The organism is Candidatus Villigracilis vicinus, from assembly GCF_016702885.1.
Classification (GTDB): Bacteria; Chloroflexota; Anaerolineae; order Anaerolineales; family Villigracilaceae; genus Villigracilis; species Villigracilis vicinus.
Map to the genome: position 1 here is coordinate 141,300 of NZ_JADJDD010000008.1, position 23,838 is coordinate 165,137.

At 50.9% G+C, this 23,838-nt stretch carries 19 protein-coding genes; 10 read left to right on the forward strand and 9 right to left on the reverse strand.

Annotated features, from left to right (window positions below; all coding sequences use genetic code 11):
• Positions 1-69: 69 nt before the first annotated feature.
• The 3 genes from IPG80_RS09020 to IPG80_RS09030 form a co-directional block, all read right to left on the reverse strand.
• Positions 70-1,125: an asparaginase gene (locus IPG80_RS09020; protein WP_345105454.1), complete on the reverse strand. Its 1,056-nt coding sequence runs from the start codon at positions 1,123-1,125 to the stop codon at positions 70-72.
• Entirely contained in the window at positions 1,125-1,982 is an 858-nt protein-coding gene (locus IPG80_RS09025; protein WP_345105456.1) for an MBL fold metallo-hydrolase, read from the reverse strand. Before IPG80_RS09025 ends, IPG80_RS09020 begins: the two co-directional genes overlap by 1 nt.
• 75 nt (positions 1,983-2,057) lie before the next feature.
• Positions 2,058-4,196 carry a GAF domain-containing protein gene (locus tag IPG80_RS09030; RefSeq protein WP_345105459.1) on the reverse strand — a complete coding sequence of 713 codons (2,139 nt, stop codon included), beginning with the start codon at positions 4,194-4,196 and terminating at the stop codon, positions 2,058-2,060.
• Between the two features lie 43 nt (positions 4,197-4,239).
• On the opposite strand from IPG80_RS09030, the gene IPG80_RS09035 reads away from it, so the two are divergent.
• From IPG80_RS09035 to IPG80_RS09065, 7 genes are all read left to right on the forward strand, one after another.
• Entirely contained in the window at positions 4,240-4,905 is a 666-nt protein-coding gene (locus tag IPG80_RS09035; protein WP_345105461.1) for an HAD family hydrolase, read from the forward strand.
• 16 nt (positions 4,906-4,921) lie between these two features.
• A complete protein-coding gene (locus IPG80_RS09040; RefSeq protein ID WP_345105463.1) occupies positions 4,922-6,943 on the forward strand; it encodes a sensor histidine kinase in 2,022 nt (673 codons plus the stop codon).
• Positions 6,944-6,999: 56 nt separating this feature from the next.
• Positions 7,000-7,638, forward strand: a complete 639-nt coding sequence (locus IPG80_RS09045; protein WP_345105466.1) for a response regulator transcription factor — start codon at positions 7,000-7,002, stop codon at positions 7,636-7,638.
• Between the two features lie 190 nt (positions 7,639-7,828).
• The gene (locus tag IPG80_RS09050; RefSeq protein WP_345105468.1) at positions 7,829-8,401 is read left to right on the forward strand and encodes a hypothetical protein; all 573 of its coding nucleotides are present in this window, start codon (positions 7,829-7,831) and stop codon (positions 8,399-8,401) included.
• Positions 8,402-8,463: 62 nt separating this feature from the next.
• On the forward strand, positions 8,464-9,237 hold the full coding sequence (locus IPG80_RS09055) for an arylamine N-acetyltransferase (RefSeq protein ID WP_345105471.1): 774 nt from the start codon (positions 8,464-8,466) through the stop codon (positions 9,235-9,237).
• 158 nt (positions 9,238-9,395) lie between these two features.
• Positions 9,396-10,715 (forward strand): cytochrome P450, encoded by a 1,320-nt coding sequence (locus IPG80_RS09060; protein WP_345105474.1) that lies wholly within the window; start codon positions 9,396-9,398, stop codon positions 10,713-10,715.
• A 34-nt stretch (positions 10,716-10,749) separates the two neighbouring features.
• Positions 10,750-11,826 (forward strand): hypothetical protein, encoded by a 1,077-nt coding sequence (locus IPG80_RS09065; RefSeq protein WP_345105476.1) that lies wholly within the window; start codon positions 10,750-10,752, stop codon positions 11,824-11,826.
• Between the two features lie 61 nt (positions 11,827-11,887).
• On the opposite strand, the gene IPG80_RS09070 is transcribed toward IPG80_RS09065, so the two are convergent.
• From IPG80_RS09070 to IPG80_RS09090, 5 genes are all read right to left on the reverse strand, one after another.
• Positions 11,888-13,231 (reverse strand): MFS transporter, encoded by a 1,344-nt coding sequence (locus IPG80_RS09070; protein ID WP_345105478.1) that lies wholly within the window; start codon positions 13,229-13,231, stop codon positions 11,888-11,890.
• Positions 13,232-13,324: 93 nt separating this feature from the next.
• Positions 13,325-15,199, reverse strand: a complete 1,875-nt coding sequence (locus IPG80_RS09075) for an ABC transporter ATP-binding protein (protein ID WP_345105634.1) — start codon at positions 15,197-15,199, stop codon at positions 13,325-13,327.
• Positions 15,199-17,442 carry an ABC transporter ATP-binding protein gene (locus IPG80_RS09080; protein WP_345105480.1) on the reverse strand — a complete coding sequence of 748 codons (2,244 nt, stop codon included), beginning with the start codon at positions 17,440-17,442 and terminating at the stop codon, positions 15,199-15,201. The genes IPG80_RS09075 and IPG80_RS09080 overlap by 1 nt, the downstream gene beginning before the upstream one ends.
• Before the next feature lie 85 nt (positions 17,443-17,527).
• Positions 17,528-17,977: a MarR family transcriptional regulator gene (locus IPG80_RS09085; RefSeq protein ID WP_345105483.1), complete on the reverse strand. Its 450-nt coding sequence runs from the start codon at positions 17,975-17,977 to the stop codon at positions 17,528-17,530.
• A 248-nt stretch (positions 17,978-18,225) separates the two neighbouring features.
• Positions 18,226-19,284, reverse strand: a complete 1,059-nt coding sequence (locus tag IPG80_RS09090; RefSeq protein WP_345105486.1) for a hypothetical protein — start codon at positions 19,282-19,284, stop codon at positions 18,226-18,228.
• 242 nt (positions 19,285-19,526) lie between these two features.
• Between IPG80_RS09090 and IPG80_RS09095 the strand changes: the two genes are divergently transcribed.
• The 3 genes from IPG80_RS09095 to IPG80_RS09105 all read left to right on the forward strand — a co-directional run bounded on the left by IPG80_RS09095 (position 19,527) and on the right by IPG80_RS09105 (position 23,028).
• Entirely contained in the window at positions 19,527-20,369 is an 843-nt protein-coding gene (locus IPG80_RS09095) for a DMT family transporter (protein ID WP_345105488.1), read from the forward strand.
• A gap of 93 nt (positions 20,370-20,462) precedes the next feature.
• Positions 20,463-21,095: a hypothetical protein gene (locus IPG80_RS09100; RefSeq protein WP_345105491.1), complete on the forward strand. Its 633-nt coding sequence runs from the start codon at positions 20,463-20,465 to the stop codon at positions 21,093-21,095.
• 247 nt (positions 21,096-21,342) lie between these two features.
• The gene (locus IPG80_RS09105) at positions 21,343-23,028 is read left to right on the forward strand and encodes a DEAD/DEAH box helicase (RefSeq protein ID WP_345105494.1); all 1,686 of its coding nucleotides are present in this window, start codon (positions 21,343-21,345) and stop codon (positions 23,026-23,028) included.
• A 36-nt stretch (positions 23,029-23,064) separates the two neighbouring features.
• Here IPG80_RS09105 and IPG80_RS09110 read toward each other — a convergent pair whose 3' ends face one another.
• Positions 23,065-23,799 (reverse strand): ROK family protein, encoded by a 735-nt coding sequence (locus tag IPG80_RS09110; RefSeq protein ID WP_345105497.1) that lies wholly within the window; start codon positions 23,797-23,799, stop codon positions 23,065-23,067.
• Positions 23,800-23,838 lie beyond the last annotated feature (39 nt).

Sequence of the window (23,838 nt, forward strand, 5' to 3'; positions counted from 1 at the left end):
TGAAGATTTAACCTCAAAATAAACAGAGCGCACGTAGAAAAACTCTGTGCGCTCTGGAGTAAGACTTTTTCATAATTTGAAAGTGGGGTAGAGCTTGCCGGTGACAAGACCGGCAAGATTTTTTAGGATTTTTTCGGGTCCGAACGCAGCCAAGGCTTGCATCTGCGCTTCGGTCAATGCCCCAAGCTGACGCAGGATTTCCAATGCCACCGGCGGGCGGACGCGGGTGTGCGTTTCGAGTTCGTTGTCCATGGAAGATTTGTCGCCGTCTGTGACTTTGAAGGCAATGCCCACCCCTTGTTCATGGATAACGCCCGGCATAATGCCAATGATCTGAAAGCCTTCTGCTCCGCGCTTGGTGATGATCCTGCCTCCGGCAGTTTTCATCAATTCACAATCGAATTCGCCAAAGTTACTGATCATTTCAGGGAATGCCGTTATGGCGTCGGTGATCTTTTTGCAGGCGGCGGCACGGGCAGAGGGGAGTTGGCGCGGGTCACAGATGCGTGCCATGCCAAGCGCCGAGTTGTAAAGCGGCAGGGCAAAGTTGGGGGCAGAACAGCCATCTGTGCCGATCTGAACATCTTTCGAGTCCATGCTGCACATGTCGGCGAGAGTCTTGAGGATATCCTGCTGAATGGGGTGTTCGTGCGCGAGATAGTTCTCGAGCGGAAGTCCGCGCATCTTTGCGAATGCCAGCATGGTGGTGTGCTTCCCCGAGCAATTGCTAAAGTTGGCAGTGAGGGGAAGTTCCTGTCGGATGACTTCCTTTAACTTTTTTACATCACCCGGCAGGTGTGGGCCGCATTGCAAGTTGCTCTCTGCGATGCCGATCTTTTTCTGCATGGCAGCCACTGTATCGAGGTGCATCTGTGCGGTCTCATGCGATGCGCAGGAGATGGAAAGTTCACGCTGGGTATAGTGAAAGTGCTCTACACCGCCCGCTTCCACAAAAGGGATAGCCTGAAACGGCTTGGCAGATGAGCGCAAAAAGGCGACCGTGTAAGGGTCGCCGTAAGAGTGCAGCAGGGTTCCATCGGTTGTCACCACTGCAATGGAGCCGTGGTGAGTAGCTTCGACAACCGAGCCCCGCTTCAGTTCAAGAACTGGCTTCTGGGCATTCATCAATCTTCAGGCGTACCGGTTGGGGCATGGTATTGACGCGCGTTGTAGTGCATCAAGCCATAGCGCAGGCGTTGGGCAAATTGCTTCTGGCGTGCAGAGGGTGCTTTGAACCAGGTGAGCAATGAAGTAACCATCTTTTCCACAGCCGCGGGGTTCGGTTTTTTTGTCGTGGATTTATTCAACTTATCGTGAATATGTTTGAGGAAATCGTACTGGGCTTTAATGGCACTCGAATTGACCACGCCGCCGCGACTGCTGATAAACGTGTACCCTTTATATTCAGGTTCGAGCAGCAGGTTGAGCGATTCCAGCCAGGCTTTAAGGTTCGACCCGGCGAGGAAAGGCGGCTGATTCTTCATGACCATATCGCCTACGAAGAGCACTTTCTCGGCAGGCATATGGACCCAAATGGAGCCCACGGATGGACCGGGGCGGTGTTCAAGTATGACGGGCGAACTGCCCCAGTGCAGCGTCATTTGATCCACAAATGAGATTTCGGGGGGTGCCCAGCGCACACTGCCCAAGCCGGGAATGGATTCCCAATCGGCGCCGGTCTCTTCGCCCTGTGCCTTAAAGGTACTGGGGCGGGTACGGAAAATATAAGCGGTCTTTTCATGAGCCGCAACAGTGCAATCCATGGCGCGTGCGCCAAGGGTGCGGTCTGGGTGGGCATCCATGTTGATCAACAACCGGTCGATGCCGCCGCCTAAATTCATGAGCGAAGCACGCCAGGAACGGGCGTCTTCCGGCGACGGGGGCGCGTCGATCTGGATCAACCCACGGGGGGTAACGATCACACCCAGCGTAACGCCCAGGAACTGGTCTTCAATAAAGATATTCTTGGTAATTTCCTGCATGATGATTTTGAAAAAAATTTCCTTTCGAAATTCCCGCGCCGCAGGGCTCTTTGGCTCGATCTGAGCGGTTAGTGCTTATCGGGTGGGGGTGCGGTCTGGCTTGAAGGTCAGCCGTCCGGTTTGGCGCTTGAGTTTACCAGCGGATTGCATTTGCGCAACCGGCAATGTCAGCCAGAAGGTTGTGCCTTTTCCAACTTCACTGTCAACCCAGATCTCACCGCCGTGGGCATGAACTGCCAGCCGGCAAAATGCCAGCCCCACGCCTAACCCGCCGGGTTTGTTCTTGCCGCGTAAGCGGGCGAATTTTTCGAAGATACGTTCTCGTTCGGCTGGTGGAATGCCGGGACCATTATCGCGCACCCAGAATTTTACGAACAAGCCATCTTCACTGGTCTGGGCACCAATATCAATGCGCCCGCCGACCGGCGTGAACTTGGTCGAATTTTCCAAAAGATTGATCAAGACACGGTAGATCATGTCCACATCCACCCAGATAAGCGGCAACACGCTGTTGGCGCGATTGGTCAATGTGTGCTGGCGTGCTGTGACCGAAGGCTCCACATCGCGGATCGATTCACGCACCAATGCCACCGGGTCGATGGAGTTCTGGTCAACGATCTGTTGACCGGCTTCGAGGCGGTTGATATCGAGCAGAGAGTTCACCAACCGTTGGATGCGCCCGGTCGAATTCTTGGCGATGTTGAGCATCGAGTTCAGCGTTTCGTCTTCGGGCATGAGTGTGCTCATCATTTCAAGGCTCGAAACGATATTGCCCAAAGGTGAGCGCAGGTCGTGGAAGATCATCGAAGTCATGTCATCGCGCAGGGCATCCAGCTCTTTGCGTGCGGTAATATCCCTAAATATCCATTGGACGGATTCTGCATCGTCGAACTCTACACGGCGGGCGTAGACTTCCACCGGAACGGTACCGCCATCCTGACGCTGCAGCCCGGATTCGTAAACGCAGGCTTCACCGGTTCTCAGGTTTTCAAAGTTCAACCCGGTTTTGTTCCAACTTACTTCATGAAGCTGGTCAATGCTCAAGGAATGGAGTTCGGTGTTCGTGTACCCGCTTAACGTGACTGCACGGCGATTCACTTCCAAAACCTTGCCTTCCCAATCTGTAATAAGGATGGGGTCGGCGCTGTCTTCGAACAGCTCGCGGTAATGCCTGTGAGCATTTTGCAGCTGCTCGAATAATTTCGAATTGTCGATGGTCGTTCCTGCGAGACTGCCCAGACCGGTCATCACCACCAATGCATCCGGGTCGAATGCGCCGGAGATGGGGTTGATCGCTTCCAACACCCCGATGACACTTCCATGCAACTGGATCGGAGCGATGGCAAGTGCGCGCATATCCACCCCGCTCAACTTATCGGTCTTTTCGAAGGATGGATCCTGTTTAACGGCTGGGATCACCAATCCGTGCCCATCTTCGATCACCTTTCCAGTCAAACCTTGTCCGGCAGGAGTACGAAGCCCCGGAATGCTGCCGGAGTTATTTCCTGCTGCCGCCTGAAAGACCAATTCATTGCCGGTTGGGTCGATCAATGCCAGTGCCACGGTTTCGACTTGCAGCGCCTGCATGGTCTGGTTAAGGATGCGCCGCAACACATCCTGCATTTCAAGGGATGAGTTGATGGCAGCCGCACCTTCAGCCAACGCCGACATGACTCGCGCCGTGCGCTGTGTTTCGGTGTAGAGGCGTGCATTGAGCACTGCCACACTTGCCTGATCGGAAATGGCTTGCACCAATTCCAGATGTTCTTCATTGAAGGTATTGGGGACGGAATGAACCAGGGTCAACACGCCTACAAAACGTTCGCGTGCCAGCAATGGCACACAGATCGCAGACTTGGCTCCGCTCTTTTCCACGGCATCGTCTTCGCGCCGCAGCCAGCGTTCATCACGACTGGTATCAGGTACGAGGACGGCTTTTCGGTTTTGCACCACCCAGCCCGCCAGACCCCGCTCGACCGTATCGCGTAACTGTTGTGTGGTGTGATCGTGGAATTGCTTGCCGTATACGATGGTGGCATCCACGGCTTTGCCGAGATCATCCATCACGATGATGCTGCCGCGTTCCCCGCCGACGTGTTGAAGGCAGGCGTAAAGAACCCGTTGTAGCACCGTCCGAAGGTCTAGCGCGGTGGCAACTTCACGGCTGACTTTTACAAGTAATTCGAGAAGGGAACGATTTTGGTCTTCGGTCATGCTAAGGTCTATATAAGTATAGTCCCTTTGGTACAATTAATCCATGCCCCTTAATATTTCTAAAATTAAAGCGCTATGTTTCGACGTGGATGGAACGCTCAGCGATACCGATGACCTATATGCCCGGAAAATGGCGAAATTTTTTCCGCGCTTTCTTTTCAAGGATCCCGACCATGCAGCGCGGCGCTTTGTGATGTGGGTCGAAGCACCCGGAAATGCCTTGCTTGGTCTTGCCGATACGCTTCATCTTGATGATGAAATGATCGCTGTCATCAACTGGCTTTCGCGCCACCGAACACATACCGAAAAGACCTTTCTGCTTGTCCCCGGTGTGGATGAGATGCTCAAACAACTGCACGGACGCTATCCCATGGCAGTCGTCAGCGCACGCGACGAAAAAGGGACCATGCGGTTTCTTGAGCAATTCGATCTTGTGAAATATTTCGATGTTGTCATCACTGGTTTGTCGGCAACTCATACCAAACCCTACCCCGACCCGGTGTTGTTGGCTGCAAAGAAAATGAACGTCGCTCCTGAAAACTGCCTGATGATCGGCGATACCACCGTGGACATCCGTGCGGGTAAGGCGGCAGGTACGCAAACCGTGGGTGTCCTGTGCGGTTTTGGTGAAGAGCCAGAGCTGCAAAAATTCGGTGCAGATGTGATCATTTCTGATACCCCAAAACTACTCGACCTCCTGAATAAATGACCCCGGCATTTTCGGTATGAGAAAGAACACTGCATTATTCCTGCCGATCCTAATCGTTTTTGTTTTTAACGTCATTCTATTTGGCTGGGCTGCTGCTCAAAGCGGCATACCCATGCGTCAGGCGGTAACCCCTTTTTCATTTGTAGTCTCAATTTTGATGCTTGGAACCGGGTTGATTCCAGCGGTACTGCGCCCGCAGTCCAGCCATACCCTCATTTCCTGTTTTTCGATCTTCTTTGCTTTCTTTCTCAGTGTTCCATTTGAAGTCAATGACCTGCCTGTTATTCACCCCGGTAATTTCCTGGTCACATTTTTAGACCCGTACATTATCGTTCGGTTGGTGCAGGCTTCCATTTTGCTGCCGATGGCGCTGCATGTCAGTGTTCGATTTCCGCGCCATACAGGCGCTTCACTTCATACCGTGATTGCCGGATACGGCTTTTCAGCTCTTCTGCTTTTCCTTTTATTTATCAGCCGGGTTGCCTGGCAGCGGGTCTTGTTGGCAACTCTTTGTTTTGGCTGGTTTACCTTTGTCATCATCTTTTTTATTCGAAACCTGCTAGTCTCTGCCCGCGATCTCAACCCGGAACATCTGGTCGATGCTCAGCGCGCCCGCATCGTTGGCATGAGCATGTTTCTCGCCGAAGTGCCGCTGTGGATCCGTCCGCTTACTCTGGCATTGGGTTTGAATATCTTCTCCTACAACCTGTTGCTTATCTTTCAACTCATCGTTCCATTTGGAATTGCCTACGCTGTATTGCGGCACGACCTCTTTGGCATTGACCGCGCCCTCAGGCGGACTCTGGTCTATGGCTCTGCCTCGCTTCTTCTTCTGACGCTATACTTGTCTCTCACTACCAGCCTGACCTCCCTCTTTGCCGATTCACTGACTTCACGACCGCTTGCTCCGATCATTAGCTTATTTGTTGCTGCCGTTCTCTTCGACCCAACCCGCAAACTCATTCAGACCTGGTTGGATAAGATCCTCTACCCAGACCGGCTTAAATTTGAATCGGCTGTTCAGTCTATGCAATACCTGCTTGCCCGTGCCAATCGACGGGATGAGATCATGCATCTGCTCAGCGAAGTCTTTCCAAGCCAGATCGGTGCAGAGTGGGGGGCACTAAAGTTGTTTCCCGAACCAGACGTTCCGCCGCCCCATGCTGTACCCGCCTGGAATATACGTCTCGTGGCGGGGAGCGTCACCGTTGGCGGCTACTGGCTGGGTCCGCGCCGCGCGGGTCCGCACTATGATGCGGATGAGGTAAGACGCCTCAACGCGCTGGCTGGGCAGGCGGCTTTGGCGCTGGCATATGCTAATGCATACGAGTCGCTGTATGAGTTAAATCGGAACCTTGAATCACGGGTAAAGGAACAAACCGAGCAAGCCATCACAGACCAAAAGGCGATTGCGGCGTATGAAGAGCGTCAGCGCATTGCGCGGGATCTGCACGACTCGGTCACGCAGCAGATGTTTGGTCTGCATCTGATGGCGCGCGGATTGAAAAAGTCTGCGCCGGATGATTTTAGAGAGAAGCTGGCAGAGTTGGAGAGTCTGGCAAGTGATACGCTCAAAGAGATGCGGCTGATGCTCGACCAACTGCGCAACGCTTCCGGCGAGGAAAAGGTCGATTTTGCTGAATCTGTTCGGGCGGAGTGCGAGGCGTTTTCTAACCGAAGCGGACCCGAAGGCGGGGCATTATTGTCGATAACGCTGGAGGTGCCGCAGGTGGTCATTGTCCAAAAGAATATTGCAAGTGAAGCAGCCTGGGTGTTGCGTGAGGCGCTGCATAATGTGGTGAAGCATAGCGGCGGGCGGAGTGTGAACGTGCATGTGAGCGTTGACACTTTTTTGTATGTGGGTGTGAGAGATGATGGCACTGGCTTTGATGTACATGCCATGCCTGCGGGGCATTATGGTTTGCGCGGAATGCGCGAACGTGTGCTGGCGTTGGGCGGCGAGTTGATGATCGATTCTGAAATTGGGCGCGGCACGATGTTGAGTTATAAAATTCCTCTGCCCGTATCGGAGTCCTGAAGTTTTACTTCAGGACATGCCCGAAAATAGAGTTTTCGGATTCCTGTGAGGTGAGTATGCTGAAAATAATCATTGCCGATGATCATCAAGTGGTCCGCCGTGGTTTGACATTTACGATCGATGCTGAGAAAGATATGCGTGTGGTGGGGGAGGCACAGAATGGCGCAGGTGCCTTGGCGTTGATAAAAAAACATAAGCCCGATGTGGTGTTGATGGACTTGCAAATGCCCGAGATGACTGGTGTGGATGCGTTGAAGCAGATCCGCCCTGAATACCCTGACCTGCCAATTTTGATTTTGACGACCTTCACTGATGATGCGCATGTCTATGCGGCGTTGCGTGCCGGGGCAAGCGGATTCTTGTTAAAGGAAATGAGCGGCGATGATTTGGTCATCGCCATTCGCGGAGCGGCGCAAGGCAAACCGCAATTGCACCCTGATATTGCAAAGCGTCTGATGGCGCGTGCGCCCATGCCTGATGACCCATTTGCTTCATTAACCGAGCGCGAGCGCGGCATTTTGAAATTGTTGGCGAAGGGGAAGAGTAATAAAGAAATAGCTGGCGAGCTATCACTGACCGAGATGACGGTGAAAGGTTATGTCAGCGATCTGTTTGTGAAGTTGGGGGTGAACGATAGAACGCAAGCGGCGCTGATGGCTGTGCGCTATGGAGTGGTTCTGCCGGAAGAATTGTGATTTGAATTCCACAAAGCACACGAGCTTTCACGAAGAAAACCCCTGTGTTTTTTTATTCTACCCACCAAATAGGGGGAAAAGTTCCCCACCTTTGCGGGCAGACTTTTTTGAGCGGGGAAAGTATCCTTTGACTTATTGATCAAGGAGTTGAAAGACTTCCTGGAAACACAGTCAAAGGAGATCCAATATATTGAAAAAAAACAAAATAAACCCAAGAGTTTATATGTTTGTTTTGACAAGCATAATACTTGTACTTGGTGCTTGCCAAAAAACTACATCTGCTCGTCAAATTTTATTTGACACTGGACGTGGTGTAGACGCTGCCGACAATATGACATATGTGGAATTTGAGAGTTTAACCACCTTTACTCTTCAAGAAGATATCACAATAAGATCCATTTATCCTCAGATCAACTATTGCAATGGAAGCTGCGGGTACATTGTTCAATTGATCGACCAACATGGGCAAGTCCTTGCTTCTCAAACTGGGTGGGTAGATGCTGAAGACCAGAGCAATCCTTCGTTTTCTGAACGGTATTTGAGCGCTCAAATGAAGCTTGCTGCCCAGACAGAATACTTGGTTTTTATAAGAGTCTGGTCAACAGAAAGTGTGGGCATTTATACAACCGGTGATCGAACGAGTGATACTACCGGTGTGAGCAGCTTCACAGTCAACTACGCACGTTCGGATTTGCTTTTTTCCAGCATTCCCCCAATGGATAATATAGATCGCGGTAGTGTTGCTTTTCAGTTTGTGTATTGATTATGTGTAATTAAGAAGTTAGGCAGTCAAGAACCAGCCTTGTAAGTATTTTCAGGACAATTATGTTTAATATTGATTTATATCTAAAAAGAATAAAGTTGGCAGGAATTCTCACTCCTACAATTGAAAATTTAGAAAGATTGCATTTGGCACATCTGATAAATGTTCCCTACGAAAACTTCGATATTCTTTCTGGAATACCTTTTAACCTGGATGAATCAAGCCTTTTTCAGAAAATTGTTTTGAACCATCGCGGCGGATATTGTTACGAATTAAATATTCTCTTTGCCAAGCTGCTATCCGAGTTGGGATTTCAAGCCAACTTGCTGTCGGCTTCTATTATTGGGGAAGATGGTGCGAGTGGACCCGAATTCGATCACCCCATAATCTTGGTCACCCTTCACAAGCGCTTTCTTGCAGATGTTGGCAATGCTAAATGGTTTCATCTCCCCATCTGTCTCGATGACCTTGATTACCAAGTTCAGGGCAATAATACATATCGCATTGAAAATAAAGATGATGTTTTTACTTTATTACAGCGCAACGCAAACGGTTTTGACATGCCTCAATATGAGTTTTCACTGAAACCGCGTATGGGTATGGAGTTTAGTGAAATATGCCAATTCAAGTGGACATCTTCAGAATCCAAATTTACTAAAGACTATATCTGTTCCCGCCTTATTTCTCCTCAAACACGCGTCATGCTAAACAGCAAAAAAATAATAACTGTTGAAAACGGACAACGGCGCGAGCAAATATTGAATGACACGAAGCATTTCTCCATACTACTTAGCCACTATTTTGGAAAAGAGTATATCGATCTACTAAAGAATTAGGTAAGCAAAACTGCCCAACAAAGCTGCACCTGATCCTGGTAACTACCCGTAGGGGAGGGCATGCGCACATCTCAAGCAGTTTTCTACGCCTTTTCACTTTTCTGGCTGGACGGCTTCCCCGTCCCCGCCTCAGCACTGGTAAAGGAAACCGATAACCAATGGAAACAAATCTAGTTCTCGAACAACCCGTTTATCGAACATCCACTTTCGAGTTTCTGTGGAAGATCTTTCGCAATCCGCTCAATGCGCTGACCGACCTTGCGAACGAACAAGGCGATATTGCCCGCATTAAACTGCGCAAGCGCGATCTCTTTTTGCTGAGCCACCCGTCATTTGTTGAAGAAGTTCTGGTTAAGCAGGCGGATAACTTTGTGAAAGGTCCCAGCTTGCAGAGGGCGCGCGTCATTTTGGGCGAGGGTCTACTCACCAGCGAAGGGGATGAACACCTGGCACAACGGCGCACACTTCAACCTGCCTTTCATCGTCACAAAATGGAAGAGTATCTTCCGTTGATGAATGAAAATACGCATGGGCGCATTTCGCGGTGGAAGAGTGGGGAACAGGTGGATATGTCTGATGAGATGATGCGGTTGACGTTGAATATTGCATTGTGGTCATTCTTCGGTAGTGCGCCCGAAGGGGTTGTTGAACGTGTGAGCGATTCAATGAAGACGCTTGTTCGCCTTTTCCCATTGGCGCAAATGCCCCTGCCAGAATCCGCTCGCAGCCTGTTCCCAAGTTTCAAAGAAGCCAAAGCAGACTTGAGCGAAGTCACCGAAGCGCTGCTCAGGAATCCACAGTCTGAACATACCAAACGCGCATTGGTCAATATCCTTAAAGAGAATAACCACGGTCAATTTACTGATGAGCAGATCCATGCGCATGCACTGACCTTCCTGTTGGCAGGACATGAGACCACCGCGCTGTTGTTGGCATGGTGCTGGGATATGCTCGCACATCACCCAATGGCGATGTCCATCCTGCAAGCCGAGGTGGATTCTGTTCTCGGTGATCGCTTTCCGAAACCGGAAGATATTCAAAACCTGACATATACCCGGGCGGTTGTTAAAGAGACGTTGCGTATGCGCCCGCCTGCATGGGCGATGGGACGCGAAGCCGTACATGATTGCGAGATCGGCGGACAACACATCCCTGCTGGTTCGACGGTCATCATGAGTCAATGGGTGACCCACCACGACTCGCGCTTCTATGACGCTCCGCTTCAATTCCGCCCCGAGCGCTGGTTCGACCTCGATGTGCATTCACCCCCCCGTTACAGTTACTTCCCATTTGGCGGCGGCAGTCGTGTCTGTATCGGCGAACACTTTGCCATGACCGAAGCTATTGCGGTGCTGGCAATGATTGCCCGCCGTTGGAAGATCTCGCCCGTACAGGTGGAACTTGCCCACCCAAAACCCAGTGTCACCTTACGCCCGGACAAAAATGTAAAGACGATTGTTTCGCGCCGCGCTGTATGATGAATTAACGATTAATTGATTGGAGGAACCCAAAATGAAACCCACACTTCGAACAGTTTTACTCTCTTTTGTTGTTGCCAGCCTGCTTGCTGCATGCACAATGGGCGCTGCGCCTGTTGTTGAAGAAGATGCGATCAATACCGCTATTGTTCAGACGCAGATGTCGCAAGCTCTTGCACAAGCCACCGTCAACTCAAATTCGTTGACTGCCATGCCCGCCACACCCACTCCCGGACCGACGGTGGAGTATGTCACACTTACTGAAGAAGAACTTGCTGCACTGATCGATCAGGCTGTTGCGGAAGCCATTGCCGCCACAGAACAGACGACCAGCAATGTCTACTATGTAACTGAAGATGACGCTGTCACGACCGAGGAAGTGGCATATGTATACGAATATTATTACTATGCCGATTATTACGTGGAATATGCCGAAGACCTGATCGCTGAATACTATGACCTGTATTCTGACCTTGCTTATGAAATGATCGCCGAATTGAACGCCATTGAAGCAGAACTTAACCAGATGAACGATACGCTCAGCTCCATCGACCAGTCGCTTCAGCAGATCAGCTCCACTTTGGAACAAGGACTTGCCCTTGCAGAAGAGTCCATTGCCCAGCTCGAAACTGCCGCACAGACAGCCCAGACCAATGCGCAGGAGTTGAAGGCAAATGCTCAGGATATGATCTCGGTCTTGCAAGCTGACCAGCAGGGACGTTTGAATCAGATATCACAGATCCAGCCGGATAGCATTCCTACGGATAAATTGACCGCATTGCAGAGTGCCTTTTCCTTTCTGGACACAGCCAAAGGTGCCCTGAGTGATAATAAACTCAGCCGTGATGAATTGCTCATCCTTGCCCAACTTGGCAAGAACGCGCAGGCGGGCTTCCAACAATTTGGCGGCGCGGATGTGATCGGACCAGATGTCTCTCAGTTCGCTGGCAAGTTTGATGAGATCAACCAGCAGTTTGCACGCGGCGAGATCAACCGCGGACGGGAGAACGTGAATGGTTTTGAATCATCTCTCGGCAGCCGTCCAGATTTCAGCGGCGCAGGCGGCGGACGCCCCGGCGGCGGCGGGGGCGGCAGACCTGGACGCCCATAGTTCTTGGAATAGAAAACGACCTCGTTCTGAACTGAACGAGGTCGTTTTTTGTAGGTAGTTTTTATGCAGGGTTCTTAATCACTCTTGGGGCAACGATGAACAAGATCAAAAGGATCGCACCGCCAACAAAGAACGGCACGGGCGGACCAAACCATTGAAACAACGCACCATAAAAGAGCGGCGCGATTGCGTTTGCCGCACTATACGCCGCAGAAGATAAGCCGAGCATGCCGCCAACTTCACTTTTATCTGATGCTTTAGTGATCAGCGAGTTCACTGCAGGTTGAAGCGTCCCGCCGCCCAAAGCTGCCGGGATGCTGGCGATCATTAGCCAAACGATCCCGAACCAGCCTCGTGAGGTTTCATCCGGTAAGTTGACGTTGATACTTTGGATCGATACACGGAACTCACCCTGCCCGGCAAGGCTTTCCAACACGCGAGCTTTTTCGTACCATGGCACAGGGATGGCAGGGGTCAACGCCGTGCCGATCAAGCCAATGGCGAGTGCGCCAATGCCCATCAATGCCAGCCAACGGTCGCCTTTTTTCTTGGACCATCTGCCGATCAGCCCGCCTTGAATGACGATGATCAGGATACCAGCCAGCATGAACAACCCGGAGGTATCGCGCGCATCCATGCCGAGTTGGTTGAGGGTAAACAAGGAGAAGAGCTGTTCGTAGCCGCCGAAAGCTACTTGATAGAAGAACATCACAATAACCAGGAACCAAATGGTCGGGCGGTGTGCCATGGCTTCGCGTAAAGCGCCAAAGGAGAACGGACGGCGCTTGCGTGAGGCTTCGGGATCGGCGGCATCTGTTACAGTCTCTTTGAACCAGAATGTGGTCAACAAGATGGAGGCGAATGAGAACAAAGCGGCTGTCCAGGCTACGGCTTGATAGTTCTGCCCGGTGGAGGCGAGGACAATGAATGCGAGCACGGGTCCGAGCACAAAGCCAACGCCGAATGCCGCGCCGACCAAGCCAAGCCCTTGAGTACGCGTCTTTTCATTGGTGCTGTCTGCAATGGCGGCTTGAGCGGTGGAGATGTTCGCCCCGGAGAGACCGTCAATGATGCGGGAGATGAACAAGAGCAACAGGCTGTTGGCAAAACCAAGCATGATGAACCCGATCAAGGTACCGATCTGGCTGGCGATCAAAACTGGCTTGCGCCCAAAACGATCGGAAAGCCTGCCCAGGATCGGTGCGCCGAGGAACTGCATCAGCGGATAAGCAGCTTGTAGAATGCCGACCAGTATCGGTTCCGCACCGAAGCGGGCAGCATAGAGAGGAAGTAACGGAATGATGATGGAAAGTCCCATCAAGTCTACAAGTACGATGACGAGAATGGGTAGAATGCGTTTGAAGTCGAGTTTATCTTCGGGGGGAGTCTGAGTTGTTTCGGTCATAGTTTTTGAGTGTATCACTGGTTCTGATGGCAGACCGCAGACGATTGACGGCGGTCTGCCGTTTATCGTCTGCGGTCAATCGTCTATCGTCCGTTACGCCACAATGGTTTCGTCTTCCTTCTTTTTGAACTGGCTCATATACAACTCGTGATAGAAACCGAACTTTGCCAGTAGTTCCTTGTGCGAGCCTTGTTCCACGATATCACCGTGATTCATCACGAGGATCAAGTCTGCATCGCGGATGGTGGAGAGGCGATGGGCGATCACGAACGAAGTACGGTTCTTCATCAAGCTGGTCATGGCTCGTTGAATGAGCACTTCGGTGCGGGTGTCAACCGAGCTTGTCGCTTCATCGAGGATGAGGATTTTCGGGTCTGCAAGGAAAGCACGTGCGATGGTCAGCAACTGCATCTGTCCCTGCGAGATGTTGGTGGTCTCTTCGTTTAAGACCATGTTGTAACCATCCGGCAAGGTATGGACGAAATGGTCAACATGTGCCATTTGCGCCGCAGCGATCACTTCTTCATCCGTGGCTTCGGGCCGCCCATAGCGGATGTTTTCCATGATGGTGCCATTGTAGAGCCACGTATCTTGCAGCACCATGCCGAACATCTTACGCAGGTCTTTGCGGGTAAAGTCGCGGATGTCTTGACCGTCGATCAGGATTCTTCCGCTGTCCACGTCATAGAAGCGCATCAGCAGCTTGACCATGGTGGTCTTTCCGGCTCCGGTCGGACCGACGATCGCGATCTTGTGCCCGGGCTCTGCCTCCGCTGAGAAGTCGTTGATGACCGGCTTCGCCGGGTCGTAGCCGAAGTGGACATCCTTGAACTCAACGTGACCTTGCACGCTTTCGAGTTTGATGGGGGAGGTGGTTTCTTCCACTTCCTCTTTTTCATCAAGAAACTCAAAGACGCGTTCTGCAGCAGCGGCAGTTTGCTGTAACACGTTCGAGATGTTTGCCAACTGGGTGATGGGCTGGGTGAACGAGCGCATGTATTGAATGAAGGCTTGGATGTCACCGACGGTGATTGTATTGCGAATGGCGAGATATCCGCCGAGGATGGCAACTGCCACATAACCGAGGTTACCAATGAACATCATGATCGGCATCATCAAGCCGGAGAGGAATTGAGACTTCCAAGCCGAGTCGTACAACGTATTGTTCGACTGGTCGAACTTGTGGATGCTTTCGGCTTCACCGTTGAACGCTTTCATCACGATGTGACCGCTGTACATCTCTTCCACATGCCCGTTCACATGACCGAGATATTCTTGTTGTTGGGTAAAGAACTTTTGTGACTGTTTGACGATGAGCATCACAGTCACCATCGAAAGCGGAATGACCACGATGGCAACCAGAGTCATCTGCCAACTAATGGAGAGCATCATTCCCAGCACACCGATTACCGTCACCAGCGAAGTGATGATCTGGGTCAGGCTTTGGCTAAGGGTCTGGTTGAGCGTATCCACATCGTTGGTGATGCGCGAGAGCACCTCACCGTGAGTCGTGCCGTCGAAGTAGCGCAACGGCATGCGGTTCATCTTCTCGGAGAGGTCGCGGCGGAAGCGGTAGGCGATATCGGTCGAAACGTTTGCCATGATCCAGCCTTGGATGTAGGCAAAAAGCGCGGAGACGAGATACAAGCCCAACGTTATGAGAGCGATGCGCCCAATGTAGGCAAAGTCAATTTCGCCCGTGCCGTTCAATTCCGCCATCACACCTTCGAAGAGTTTCGTCGTAGCGTTGCCGAGAATTTTCGGACCAGCAATGCTGGCGGCGGTGGAGAATATCGCAAAGACAAAAACGATAATGATGAGTCCGCGATACTCGCCCAGATATTGGATGAGTTTCTTCATCGTACCTTTGAAGTCGCGGGCTTTGGCACCGGGGGCGCCCATCATGGGTCCGCCCATGGGTCCACCCATGCGTGGACCTTGCTGTTGTTGACCAGGACGCTGCATCATCATGCTAATTCCTCCATGTTCAACTGTGAGAGGGCGATCTCTTTGTAGGTTTCACAGGTTTCCATAAGTTCGTTATGTGTTCCTTTGCCAACGATCTTGCCGTCATCGAGCACAATGATCTGTTCGGCATTTTTGATGGTCGAGACACGCTGGGTGACGATCAGCAGCGTACTGTCTTTTGATTTTTCCTTGAAGGCGCGGCGTAAAGCCGAGTCGGTTTTGAAGTCAAGCGCCGAGAAGCTATCATCGAGGATGTAGACCGGTGGTTTCTTGACGATAGCACGGGCAATGGAGAGACGCTGTTTCTGTCCACCAGAGACGTTCGTGCCGCCTTGGGCGATCTCGGTTGCCATGCCTTCTGGCTTTTCGTTCACGAACTCTCTTGCTTGCGCAATTTCAATGGCAGAATCAAACATGTCTTTTGTGGCGTTCTTATCGACGTACAGCATGTTGCTTTCGATAGTGCCCGAGAACAGCGCGGACTTTTGCGGTACGTAGCCGATCTTTTCGCGCAGATCATGTTGAGTCACATCGCGGATGTCGACGCCGTCGATGAAGATGGAACCATCCGAGACTTCGTAGAAGCGCGGGATGAGATTGACGATGGTGGACTTTCCGGCTCCGGTCGACCCGATAAAGGCAGTGGTCTGCCCGGGCTTTGCTACAAAACTGATGTTTTGTATCGCGTCAATATCACCACCCGGGTAGCGGAATGAGACATTGCGGAATTCAACCTCGCCCTTGAAGGGTTCGGGGAATTTCTTGGCTGTTTGCGAGTCGTGAATGTGAGGTTCAGTGCTCAGCACTTCGTGAATGCGGTCCGCAGAAACAGAAGCACGCGGGATCATGATGAACATCATCGAGAGCATCAGGAAGGACATCACGATCTGCATCGAATACTGCATGAATGCCATCATGTCACCGACCTGCATGTTCGAGGCGGCAACTTCGCGTGCGCCGAACCAGATCACACCCAAAAGCATCACGTTCATGATGAGCATCATCAACGGCATCATCACCACCATCACGCGGTTGATGAATAAGCTGACGGAGGTCAGGTCTTTGTTGGCAACGTCGAAGCGTTTCTCTTCGAAGTTTTCCATCGTAAAAGCGCGGACGACCATCATACCGGTCAGGTTTTCGCGGGCAACGAGGTTGATGCGGTCGGTCAGTTTTTGAATGATCTTGAACTTGGGCAGCGAGAGCGAGAAGACGACAGCGATGAGGCTGACCAACATCAAAACAGCCACACCGATGATCCATGCCAGCGGTGATTCATTGCTGATGACTTTGATGATGCCGCCTACACCCATGAGCGGGGCATAGAACATCATACGGATCATCATCATGCTGACCATTTGGATCTGGGTCACATCGTTGGTGGTGCGGGTGATGAGGGAAGCCGTCGAGAATTTATCGAACTCAGTGCTGGAGAAGCTCTCGACATGCTGGAATACATCGCGGCGGATGTCGCGTGCCATGCCCGCGGCGATCTTTGCAGAAAGATACCCAACAATGATGGTTGCCACGCCGGAGAGCAAGGTCAACCCGATCATCCATGCACCAGCGGTGAGGATGTAGTTGTTCTGGATCTGTTCCGTATCCATGCCGAGGGCTTTATATTCGTCACGGACGACGTTCACCCCAGCCTGCACGATCATGGTGTCGCCAAGCGCCGAGAATTTTTCATCCACTGAATCAGTGATCTTGGAAAGTTGTTCAGCGGGCAGTTTCCCTAGAATTGTGAACACATCCATGCCGGGGGGTAATTGGCTGGGATCAAAACCGCCGAAGGCTCCACTCATTTGGGCAGCAGCTTCGGGGTCTTCCAGCGCCGTTTCAATACCAGAAACGGTCAACAAGGCTTTTGCCATGACAGGGTTGAGACGGTCGAGCTCGGTCTGCGTGACCTCGTTCATTACATAGACCGGTTCGTCAGCGAGAGCAGGATACTTTTCGAGGTAGGTCTCGTAATCGGAGGAAGAAGAATCTATCAGCGTGTACGAGGCGAGGACGTCTTCCTTATCCTGCGCGTTCATAAAGATGACGACCTTATCCATCTCACTGGCGCGAATGGCTTCGGGCATGGAATCTTCCACGCCGCCTTGTTGAATACCGGTGTTGACAATGCGCGAAAGATAATCGGGCAGGGCAAGGTCGAGGTTTGCTTGCGCAAAGATCAAAGCGATCGCAAACAATAACATCCACCGATATGGTTTTACGAATTTCATTAATTTCATCATATGGGATTAAGACTCCTTATATCGAGATCAGCACGATATGTATAACAAAAGAATGTGTAGAAAATTTATGGAAGGTGGCGAAACTTTATGCCTTTTCTTCCAACTGCTTCGCCGCCTCGGTCAAGACCTTGAGCGCCTCGACCACTTTGGGCTTATCTTCCACCGAAAGTTTGGAGATCAACTCGTCCATCCAGCGGTAGCGCTCGGTCATACCGGCTTCAACCAAGTCTTTGCCTTTCGGCGTAAGTTGAATGGATTTAGCCCGGCGGTCATTGGGGTCTTCGGTACGTTCGATGTAGCCACCCTGCACGAGTTTCTCAGTGAGTTGACTCGCCGCTGCTGCGGTGATATCGAAGCGCTCACTGATCTCTGACATGCCGCAAGGTCCTTTGTGATGCAATTGCATCAGGATGCTGAATTGCGGCATCGAAAGCCCGGTGGTTTTTGCGAACTGTGTCCAACTCCGCATGGAGCGGTGCATGAACACATCCATCCATGTGTGCAGGGTTTGTTTCAATTGAATAGGGGAAGTCATAGTTAAGCCTTCTTTTTAGTTAAGCGGGCTTAACTTTATGCCTGAGTTAAGTTTTGGTCAAGGGGAGGGAAGTTAGAAAAGTATTAGAGAATTAAAACGACGAGGTCGCCCTCTGAAGGCGACCTCGTCAACTCTCTCCTACCAATAAATTACCAATAAAGATATTTATATTCTACAGGGATATACTTTTTTGTGCAATTAGCCGAAAGTACTATATGTAGTGGCATTGAGCCAGGTGAAATATAAGCTTATTTTTCGACAAGTTTTACTTCAAACGGCAACGGTTTTGTATTTATAACAGCTGCCAATTGTTGCGCTGTTTCCTGGTTAAAGTTTCCAGAAATGACCCCTTCGCCCTTTGTGATCGCCTGTTGAATGATCGGGTTGGAAATGACGACCTTATCAAACACGATCCCCAGATATTTGCCGATGTGTTTTGCCGTGTGGAAGGCAAAGACCTGTTTACCTTCTTCGTTTAGTGTGAAGAAGACCTGGTAGGAATCGGCTGGCTTAACCGCATCTGCTGAGACAATGGCATCATTCGATATGACCGTGTGCCAGGTCTTTCCCTCAACCTGAACCATGTAGGGATTCTCGATGTCTGTTCGCACTTCCTGCCCCACCATGACTTGTTCGTTACCAAAATCCACAAATTCCAATAGTCCGACCTGACCGATCTGGCTGGCTAGTTCCGAACCATTTATCGTGGCAGGGATATTGGCAACGATCGCGCCATTACTCGAAGCCCTGAAGGTTATTTGGGAATATCCTAATAATTTACTGCGTTCTGTAAGAATGTTGGCTGCATCTTCAAGGTCGTTTTTTGAAACGGTGGTACTTTCGGGAACATCTGGAACAAAAACAAGTTCCGTGGTTGGACCAAAGATTGGGAGCAAAAAACGATTTACAACATAATATCCTCCCACCATTAGAAGAAGAAGGATCAAGCCTACACCGCCAGTAATGAGCAGGCGGCGCAATTCACCGCCTTGTTCAGAATCCTGGATCGAGGGGCTTATCCCATAGCCGGATGTTATTTGTTCGCTCTCCGCGTCTTTTAAATTGGCTTGGGCTTCTTCAAAATAGGGATTAAGGCGAATTGCTTCGCGATATTCGATGATGGCTTCGTCGCTCAGATCTAAGGCGTCGAGAATAAGACCTCGCAAATTATGAGCTTCTGCAAAGGTTGGGTCATGTTCGAGTGCAAGCTCGCAATCGGCGAGAGCACTTTGAAGTTTTCTATTCTGGTTGTAATTGAATTGGGCTTTTTCGAAAAACTTGAGAGCAAGAGCTTGGTTTTTATCCATTCCGGCATTAAGTTCAGCGCCGCAATATGGGCAAAAGCGTTCTTGCAAAACAAGATCTTTTCCGCACTCTGGGCATTTTGAAGAAGGATCGGAAATCAAGGTTAGTCCTTTTTATTTTTATGAAAGTTTATCTTTAAAGGGAGTTACAGCAATCACCTCTTCGGGGGATGATGTCCTGTTATTTGAACTTTCCTGAACTGATCAAAAGGTATAATCGCGCTCACGTTGGAAGGAGATTTATATTGGCTTCAATCGTTTTTGGTCTACTCTCCGCGCTCAGTTGGGGCGCGGGTGATTTTACAGGCGGGCTCGCGGCTCGCAAAGTGGGGGCGTATCGTTCCGTTTTTTATGCCGAGGTCATTGGTGTCATTTTCCTCTTTAGTGTGCTTGCATTTATTGACGAGCCTTTTCCAGACATGCGAGCCCGCCTCTTTGCGCTGGCGGCAGGTATGCTTGGTACTGTCGGTTTAATGCTGTTGTACCATGCCATGGCTGTCGGAATGATGAGTATTGCTGCACCTGTTTCAGCCTTGTTGGCGGCAGCCATGCCCGTCGCTGTTGGAGTCTTCACCGAAGGACTGCCCGATTTCACAACCCTGATCGGATTTGGCTTCGCCTTGCTCGCAGTGTGGCTGGTCTCTCAAAGTGAAGGCGGCGTGACGGATATCCTCTCGCATCTTTCCGACTTGAAACTGCCACTGCTTGCAGGCATTGGATTCGGCTTTTACTTTGTTTTCATGCACCAAGCCACCCGAGATGGTGGCTCAGTTTGGCATATGGTCTTTTCTCGTACCGGTGGCATGACCCTTATTGTTACCTATTTGCTGGTTACTCGTGCCGATTGGAAGCTCGAGCTTTCATCTTTGCCCATCATCTCAGTCAACGGTATTCTCGATCTTGGCGGCAACTTTTTCTTTATCCTTGCCGGGCAAGCCGGGCGCTTGGATGTAGCATCCGTGCTTAGTGCGCTTTTTCCCGGCGCAACCGTTATTCTTGCTTGGATCTTCCTCAAAGAACGTCTCAACCGCAATCAGTGGATCGGAGTCGTTTTTGCGTTGATCGCCATCATCTTGATGACAGTCTAGTGCCCATGATGGGGGATACCCATACGAACATGAATTCGTAAAATACCTTTTAGTGAGGGGCACTCCTTCACAAATAAGAAACGGAGAAACTTTATGGGTTCTATTGACGAACACAACTACGCTTTACAGCAAACTCGTTACTTTACCGCCGAAGACCTCGAAGCCAACCGCAAGGGACAATACTCCAAAACTCAGTTGGATCGCGCCAGAGAGTCGCGCGACTATATCCAGCAAAACCACGGAAAATACGAAAATAAGGGCTGGTTGATTTCATTGGTATTTGGGAGCGGGTTGTTATTTTTTGTTGTTGTGCTTTATTTTCTCGGCGTGATCGACATGTTCCAAAATATGTTGGGTAGTCTCTTTTTGCCCGTAATGGCAGGGATGTGTATCTTTGCCGCCTTGTTCGTATTTGTTATTGCCCCGCGCTCGTACCAATCCTCGGTAGATATGTACAAGTCAATGGGCACACCGCTCGAAGAGCAGCCGCTTCCTCAAATCCAAGTTATCGAAGCGCGGGCTGATGTATACGAGTCCAGCATGGGTCTTAATCGTCGTGGAAATAGCTCCTCTCATCGGGTTTCCTACATTCTCCAAATGGACAGCATTAAATTCTCGGTCACTGATACGCTCATGAGTACCATCGAGAAGAAACGCCTTTATCGTGTATATTGCTCTAATAACGGCGGCTATTGGTTCCTGCATAGCATGGAAACATTGGAATAAATTCACCATTCAGATTCTGTGGTACACTCACGCCCGCTGTATTTCTGGGAATTGTTTTGATCACTCTGATTGAACGTAAGCCCGAATAACTTTCTCGGGCTTTTTTGTTGGGCGGATCTGTTTGCAAAAGCAGACCTTGTTGGCAAGAAGTAGTTGGTAGAGTCATCAGAACATCCCTAATTATCTCGTCATTGCAAGGGTGATCTTGTTCATTGCCCGAAGCAATCTCGACAAAAAGGACAACTGAATGACTACCGATTTTTCTTCGCTCAACCTGCGTGCTGAGATCATGCAGGCTATTACCGAACTCGGCTATTCCGAGCCGACCCCTATCCAATCTGGCATGATCCCCCTCATGCTCACCGGTGTAGACGTGGTCGGGCAAGCCCAAACCGGCACAGGCAAAACCGCTGCCTTTGCTCTCCCCATCCTCAATAATTTTGTAAAACAAAAGAATCCACAGGCATTGGTGCTCGCGCCTACCCGCGAACTCGCCTTGCAGGTCGCCGACTCGATGACCGAGTATGGCAAACATTTGCATGTGCGTGTGCTTGCCGTTTATGGCGGGCAGCCGTATGGTCCGCAGATCAATAATCTGCATCGCGGCGTCGACATCGTCGTCGGTACGCCCGGACGTTTGAACGACCTGCTCGAACGCAAAGTCCTCAACCTCAGCGAGATCAAGACCGTCGTCCTTGATGAAGCCGATGAAATGCTCAATATGGGTTTCGTTGAAGAAGTTGAAAAGATCCTTACAACGACTCCTTCGGAGCGTCAGACAGCCATGTTCAGCGCCACCATGCCCGCGCGGATTCGCAAACTGGCAGATCGCTTCATGCGGGACCCGCAAACGGTCGCCGTTAAACGAAGCACACTCACCGCTGCAGCCATTGAACAACGCTACTATCTCGTCAACGAGAATCACAAGACGAACGCGCTCACTCGTCTCTTTGAAATCGAACCCATTCACAGTGCCCTGGTTTTTGCCCGCACCCGTGCAGAAACCAGCTCGCTCGCCAATGAACTCGTCGTCCGCGGCATTCCCGCTGAAGCCATTCACGGTGACTTGGATCAGAACGCCCGCGAACGCGTCCTTGGACGTTTTCGTTCGAATCAATTGAAAGTCCTCGTTGCTACCGATGTTGCCGCGCGCGGTTTGGACATCGATGATATCTCCCACGTCTTCAACTATCACCTGCCCGACGATGCCGAAGTGTATGTCCATCGTATTGGTCGTACCGGTCGCGCAGGCAAGACCGGCGTTGCGATCACCCTGCTTTCACCCAAAGAGAGACGCCGCATGCGCGAAGTGGAAGCGCTCACCAAACAGCAAGTCAAACAAATGGAACTGCCCACTGCCGAAGACATCACCAAGCACCGCGAGGCGCAGGTGGTGGAAAAACTGCGCATCTGGCTGGGTCGCGGACGTTACAAGCGTGAACTCGAAATTGTGCAGGAATTGATCGATGGTGGTCACGATGTGATGAACATCGCTGCGGCTGCCATTAAGATCTCTCGCGGTGACGAGAAACAACGCCCGATCGCTGAAATCTCCGAAGTGCGGGATGATCGCCGCGAACGCGATTTCTCTCGTGGTGGTCCATCGCGAGGGGCAAAGCGCGAATCGTTTGGGCGTAATGAAAAGCCCGGGCGTTTTGGTGACAAGTCGCGGGTAAAGGGGAGCCGCACCCATGAAGAAGGCATGATCCGCTTGAAGGTCAATAAAGGCAAGGCGCACAGCATCCGCCCGAATGACATCGTTGGACAGATCGCCTTCCATGCCAACATCCCTGGCAATGTCATTGGAAAGATCCGCATTGAAGATAAGATCTCATTTGTGGATGTTCCAGAGGATGTGGTCGACCAAGTACTAAAACATAGCGGTAATTATCGCATCGGCAAAGAAAAGTTCAGCGTTGTAAAGGCGCAGTAAAAAATAAGACCCCGAATTTATTCGGGGTCTTATTTTTTATCTCTTTTGAGAGAAAAGCGCCGCGCCAACAATGCCCGCCTCGTTCTGAAATTGCGCAGGCACGATCTTCGCATTGAGTTCCAGCAGGGGTAGGAATTTTTCGTGATCCTTACTGATACCGCCTCCGACGATGAAAAGGTCGGGCCAGAAAAGCTTTTCCATTTCGTTAAGATATTTATTTAAACGTTTCGCATATTTTTTCCACGAAAGGCTGTCGCGTACTCGTGCTGCTGCCGAGGCGCGATGTTCGGCGTCCTTGCCATCCATTTGCAGGTGACCAAATTCAGTATTGGGCAATAGATGTCCGTTGAAATAGATTGCGGAGCCGATTCCTGTGCCGAGGGTGATCATGATGACCGTTCCCATTTGACCTTTGCCTGCACCAAATTCCATCTCTGCCATGCCTGCAACATCCGCATCATTGCCAACCCGGCAGGCGCATCCCGTTGTTGAGCTGAGCAATTCATCAGCATTGATGCCGACCCATTTTTGTGAAACATTTGCCGCCATCATGACGATGCCTTGTTTGATGGGGGCGGGGAAGCCCACGCCGATACGCCCTTTCCATTTGAAAGCTTGGGCGATCTCTGCCACCACAGCCGCCATGGGTTTGGGTTTTGCTCCTTCGGGCGTCTTGATGCGGATCCGGTCCGCCAATAATTTACCTGTCTTGATATCGACGGGTGCGCCTTTGATTCCTGAACCGCCAATGTCAATTCCTAAAGCCTGCATCTGAAAACTCCTGAAATAATGAGATATGCCAGTCCTGCA

What these genes read in the sequence shown, in the direction of transcription:
- IPG80_RS09065 (WP_345105476.1), top strand. Translation starts at nt 10,750, where the DNA reads ATGAAACCCACACTTCGAACAGTTTTACTCTCTTTTGTTGTTGCCAGC.
- IPG80_RS09045 (WP_345105466.1), top strand. Translation starts at nt 7,000, where the DNA reads ATGCTGAAAATAATCATTGCCGATGATCATCAAGTGGTCCGCCGTGGT.
- IPG80_RS09080 (WP_345105480.1), bottom strand. Translation starts at nt 17,442, where the DNA reads ATGATGAAATTAATGAAATTCGTAAAACCATATCGGTGGATGTTATTG.
- IPG80_RS09035 (WP_345105461.1), top strand. Translation starts at nt 4,240, where the DNA reads ATGCCCCTTAATATTTCTAAAATTAAAGCGCTATGTTTCGACGTGGAT.
- IPG80_RS09070 (WP_345105478.1), bottom strand. Translation starts at nt 13,231, where the DNA reads ATGACCGAAACAACTCAGACTCCCCCCGAAGATAAACTCGACTTCAAA.
- IPG80_RS09105 (WP_345105494.1), top strand. Translation starts at nt 21,343, where the DNA reads ATGACTACCGATTTTTCTTCGCTCAACCTGCGTGCTGAGATCATGCAG.
- IPG80_RS09055 (WP_345105471.1), top strand. Translation starts at nt 8,464, where the DNA reads ATGTTTAATATTGATTTATATCTAAAAAGAATAAAGTTGGCAGGAATT.
- IPG80_RS09020 (WP_345105454.1), bottom strand. Translation starts at nt 1,125, where the DNA reads ATGAATGCCCAGAAGCCAGTTCTTGAACTGAAGCGGGGCTCGGTTGTC.
- IPG80_RS09030 (WP_345105459.1), bottom strand. Translation starts at nt 4,196, where the DNA reads ATGACCGAAGACCAAAATCGTTCCCTTCTCGAATTACTTGTAAAAGTC.
- IPG80_RS09085 (WP_345105483.1), bottom strand. Translation starts at nt 17,977, where the DNA reads ATGACTTCCCCTATTCAATTGAAACAAACCCTGCACACATGGATGGAT.
- IPG80_RS09075 (WP_345105634.1), bottom strand. Translation starts at nt 15,199, where the DNA reads ATGATGCAGCGTCCTGGTCAACAACAGCAAGGTCCACGCATGGGTGGA.
- IPG80_RS09110 (WP_345105497.1), bottom strand. Translation starts at nt 23,799, where the DNA reads ATGCAGGCTTTAGGAATTGACATTGGCGGTTCAGGAATCAAAGGCGCA.
- IPG80_RS09060 (WP_345105474.1), top strand. Translation starts at nt 9,396, where the DNA reads ATGGAAACAAATCTAGTTCTCGAACAACCCGTTTATCGAACATCCACT.
- IPG80_RS09040 (WP_345105463.1), top strand. Translation starts at nt 4,922, where the DNA reads ATGAGAAAGAACACTGCATTATTCCTGCCGATCCTAATCGTTTTTGTT.
- IPG80_RS09090 (WP_345105486.1), bottom strand. Translation starts at nt 19,284, where the DNA reads ATGGATAAAAACCAAGCTCTTGCTCTCAAGTTTTTCGAAAAAGCCCAA.
- IPG80_RS09025 (WP_345105456.1), bottom strand. Translation starts at nt 1,982, where the DNA reads ATGCAGGAAATTACCAAGAATATCTTTATTGAAGACCAGTTCCTGGGC.
- IPG80_RS09100 (WP_345105491.1), top strand. Translation starts at nt 20,463, where the DNA reads ATGGGTTCTATTGACGAACACAACTACGCTTTACAGCAAACTCGTTAC.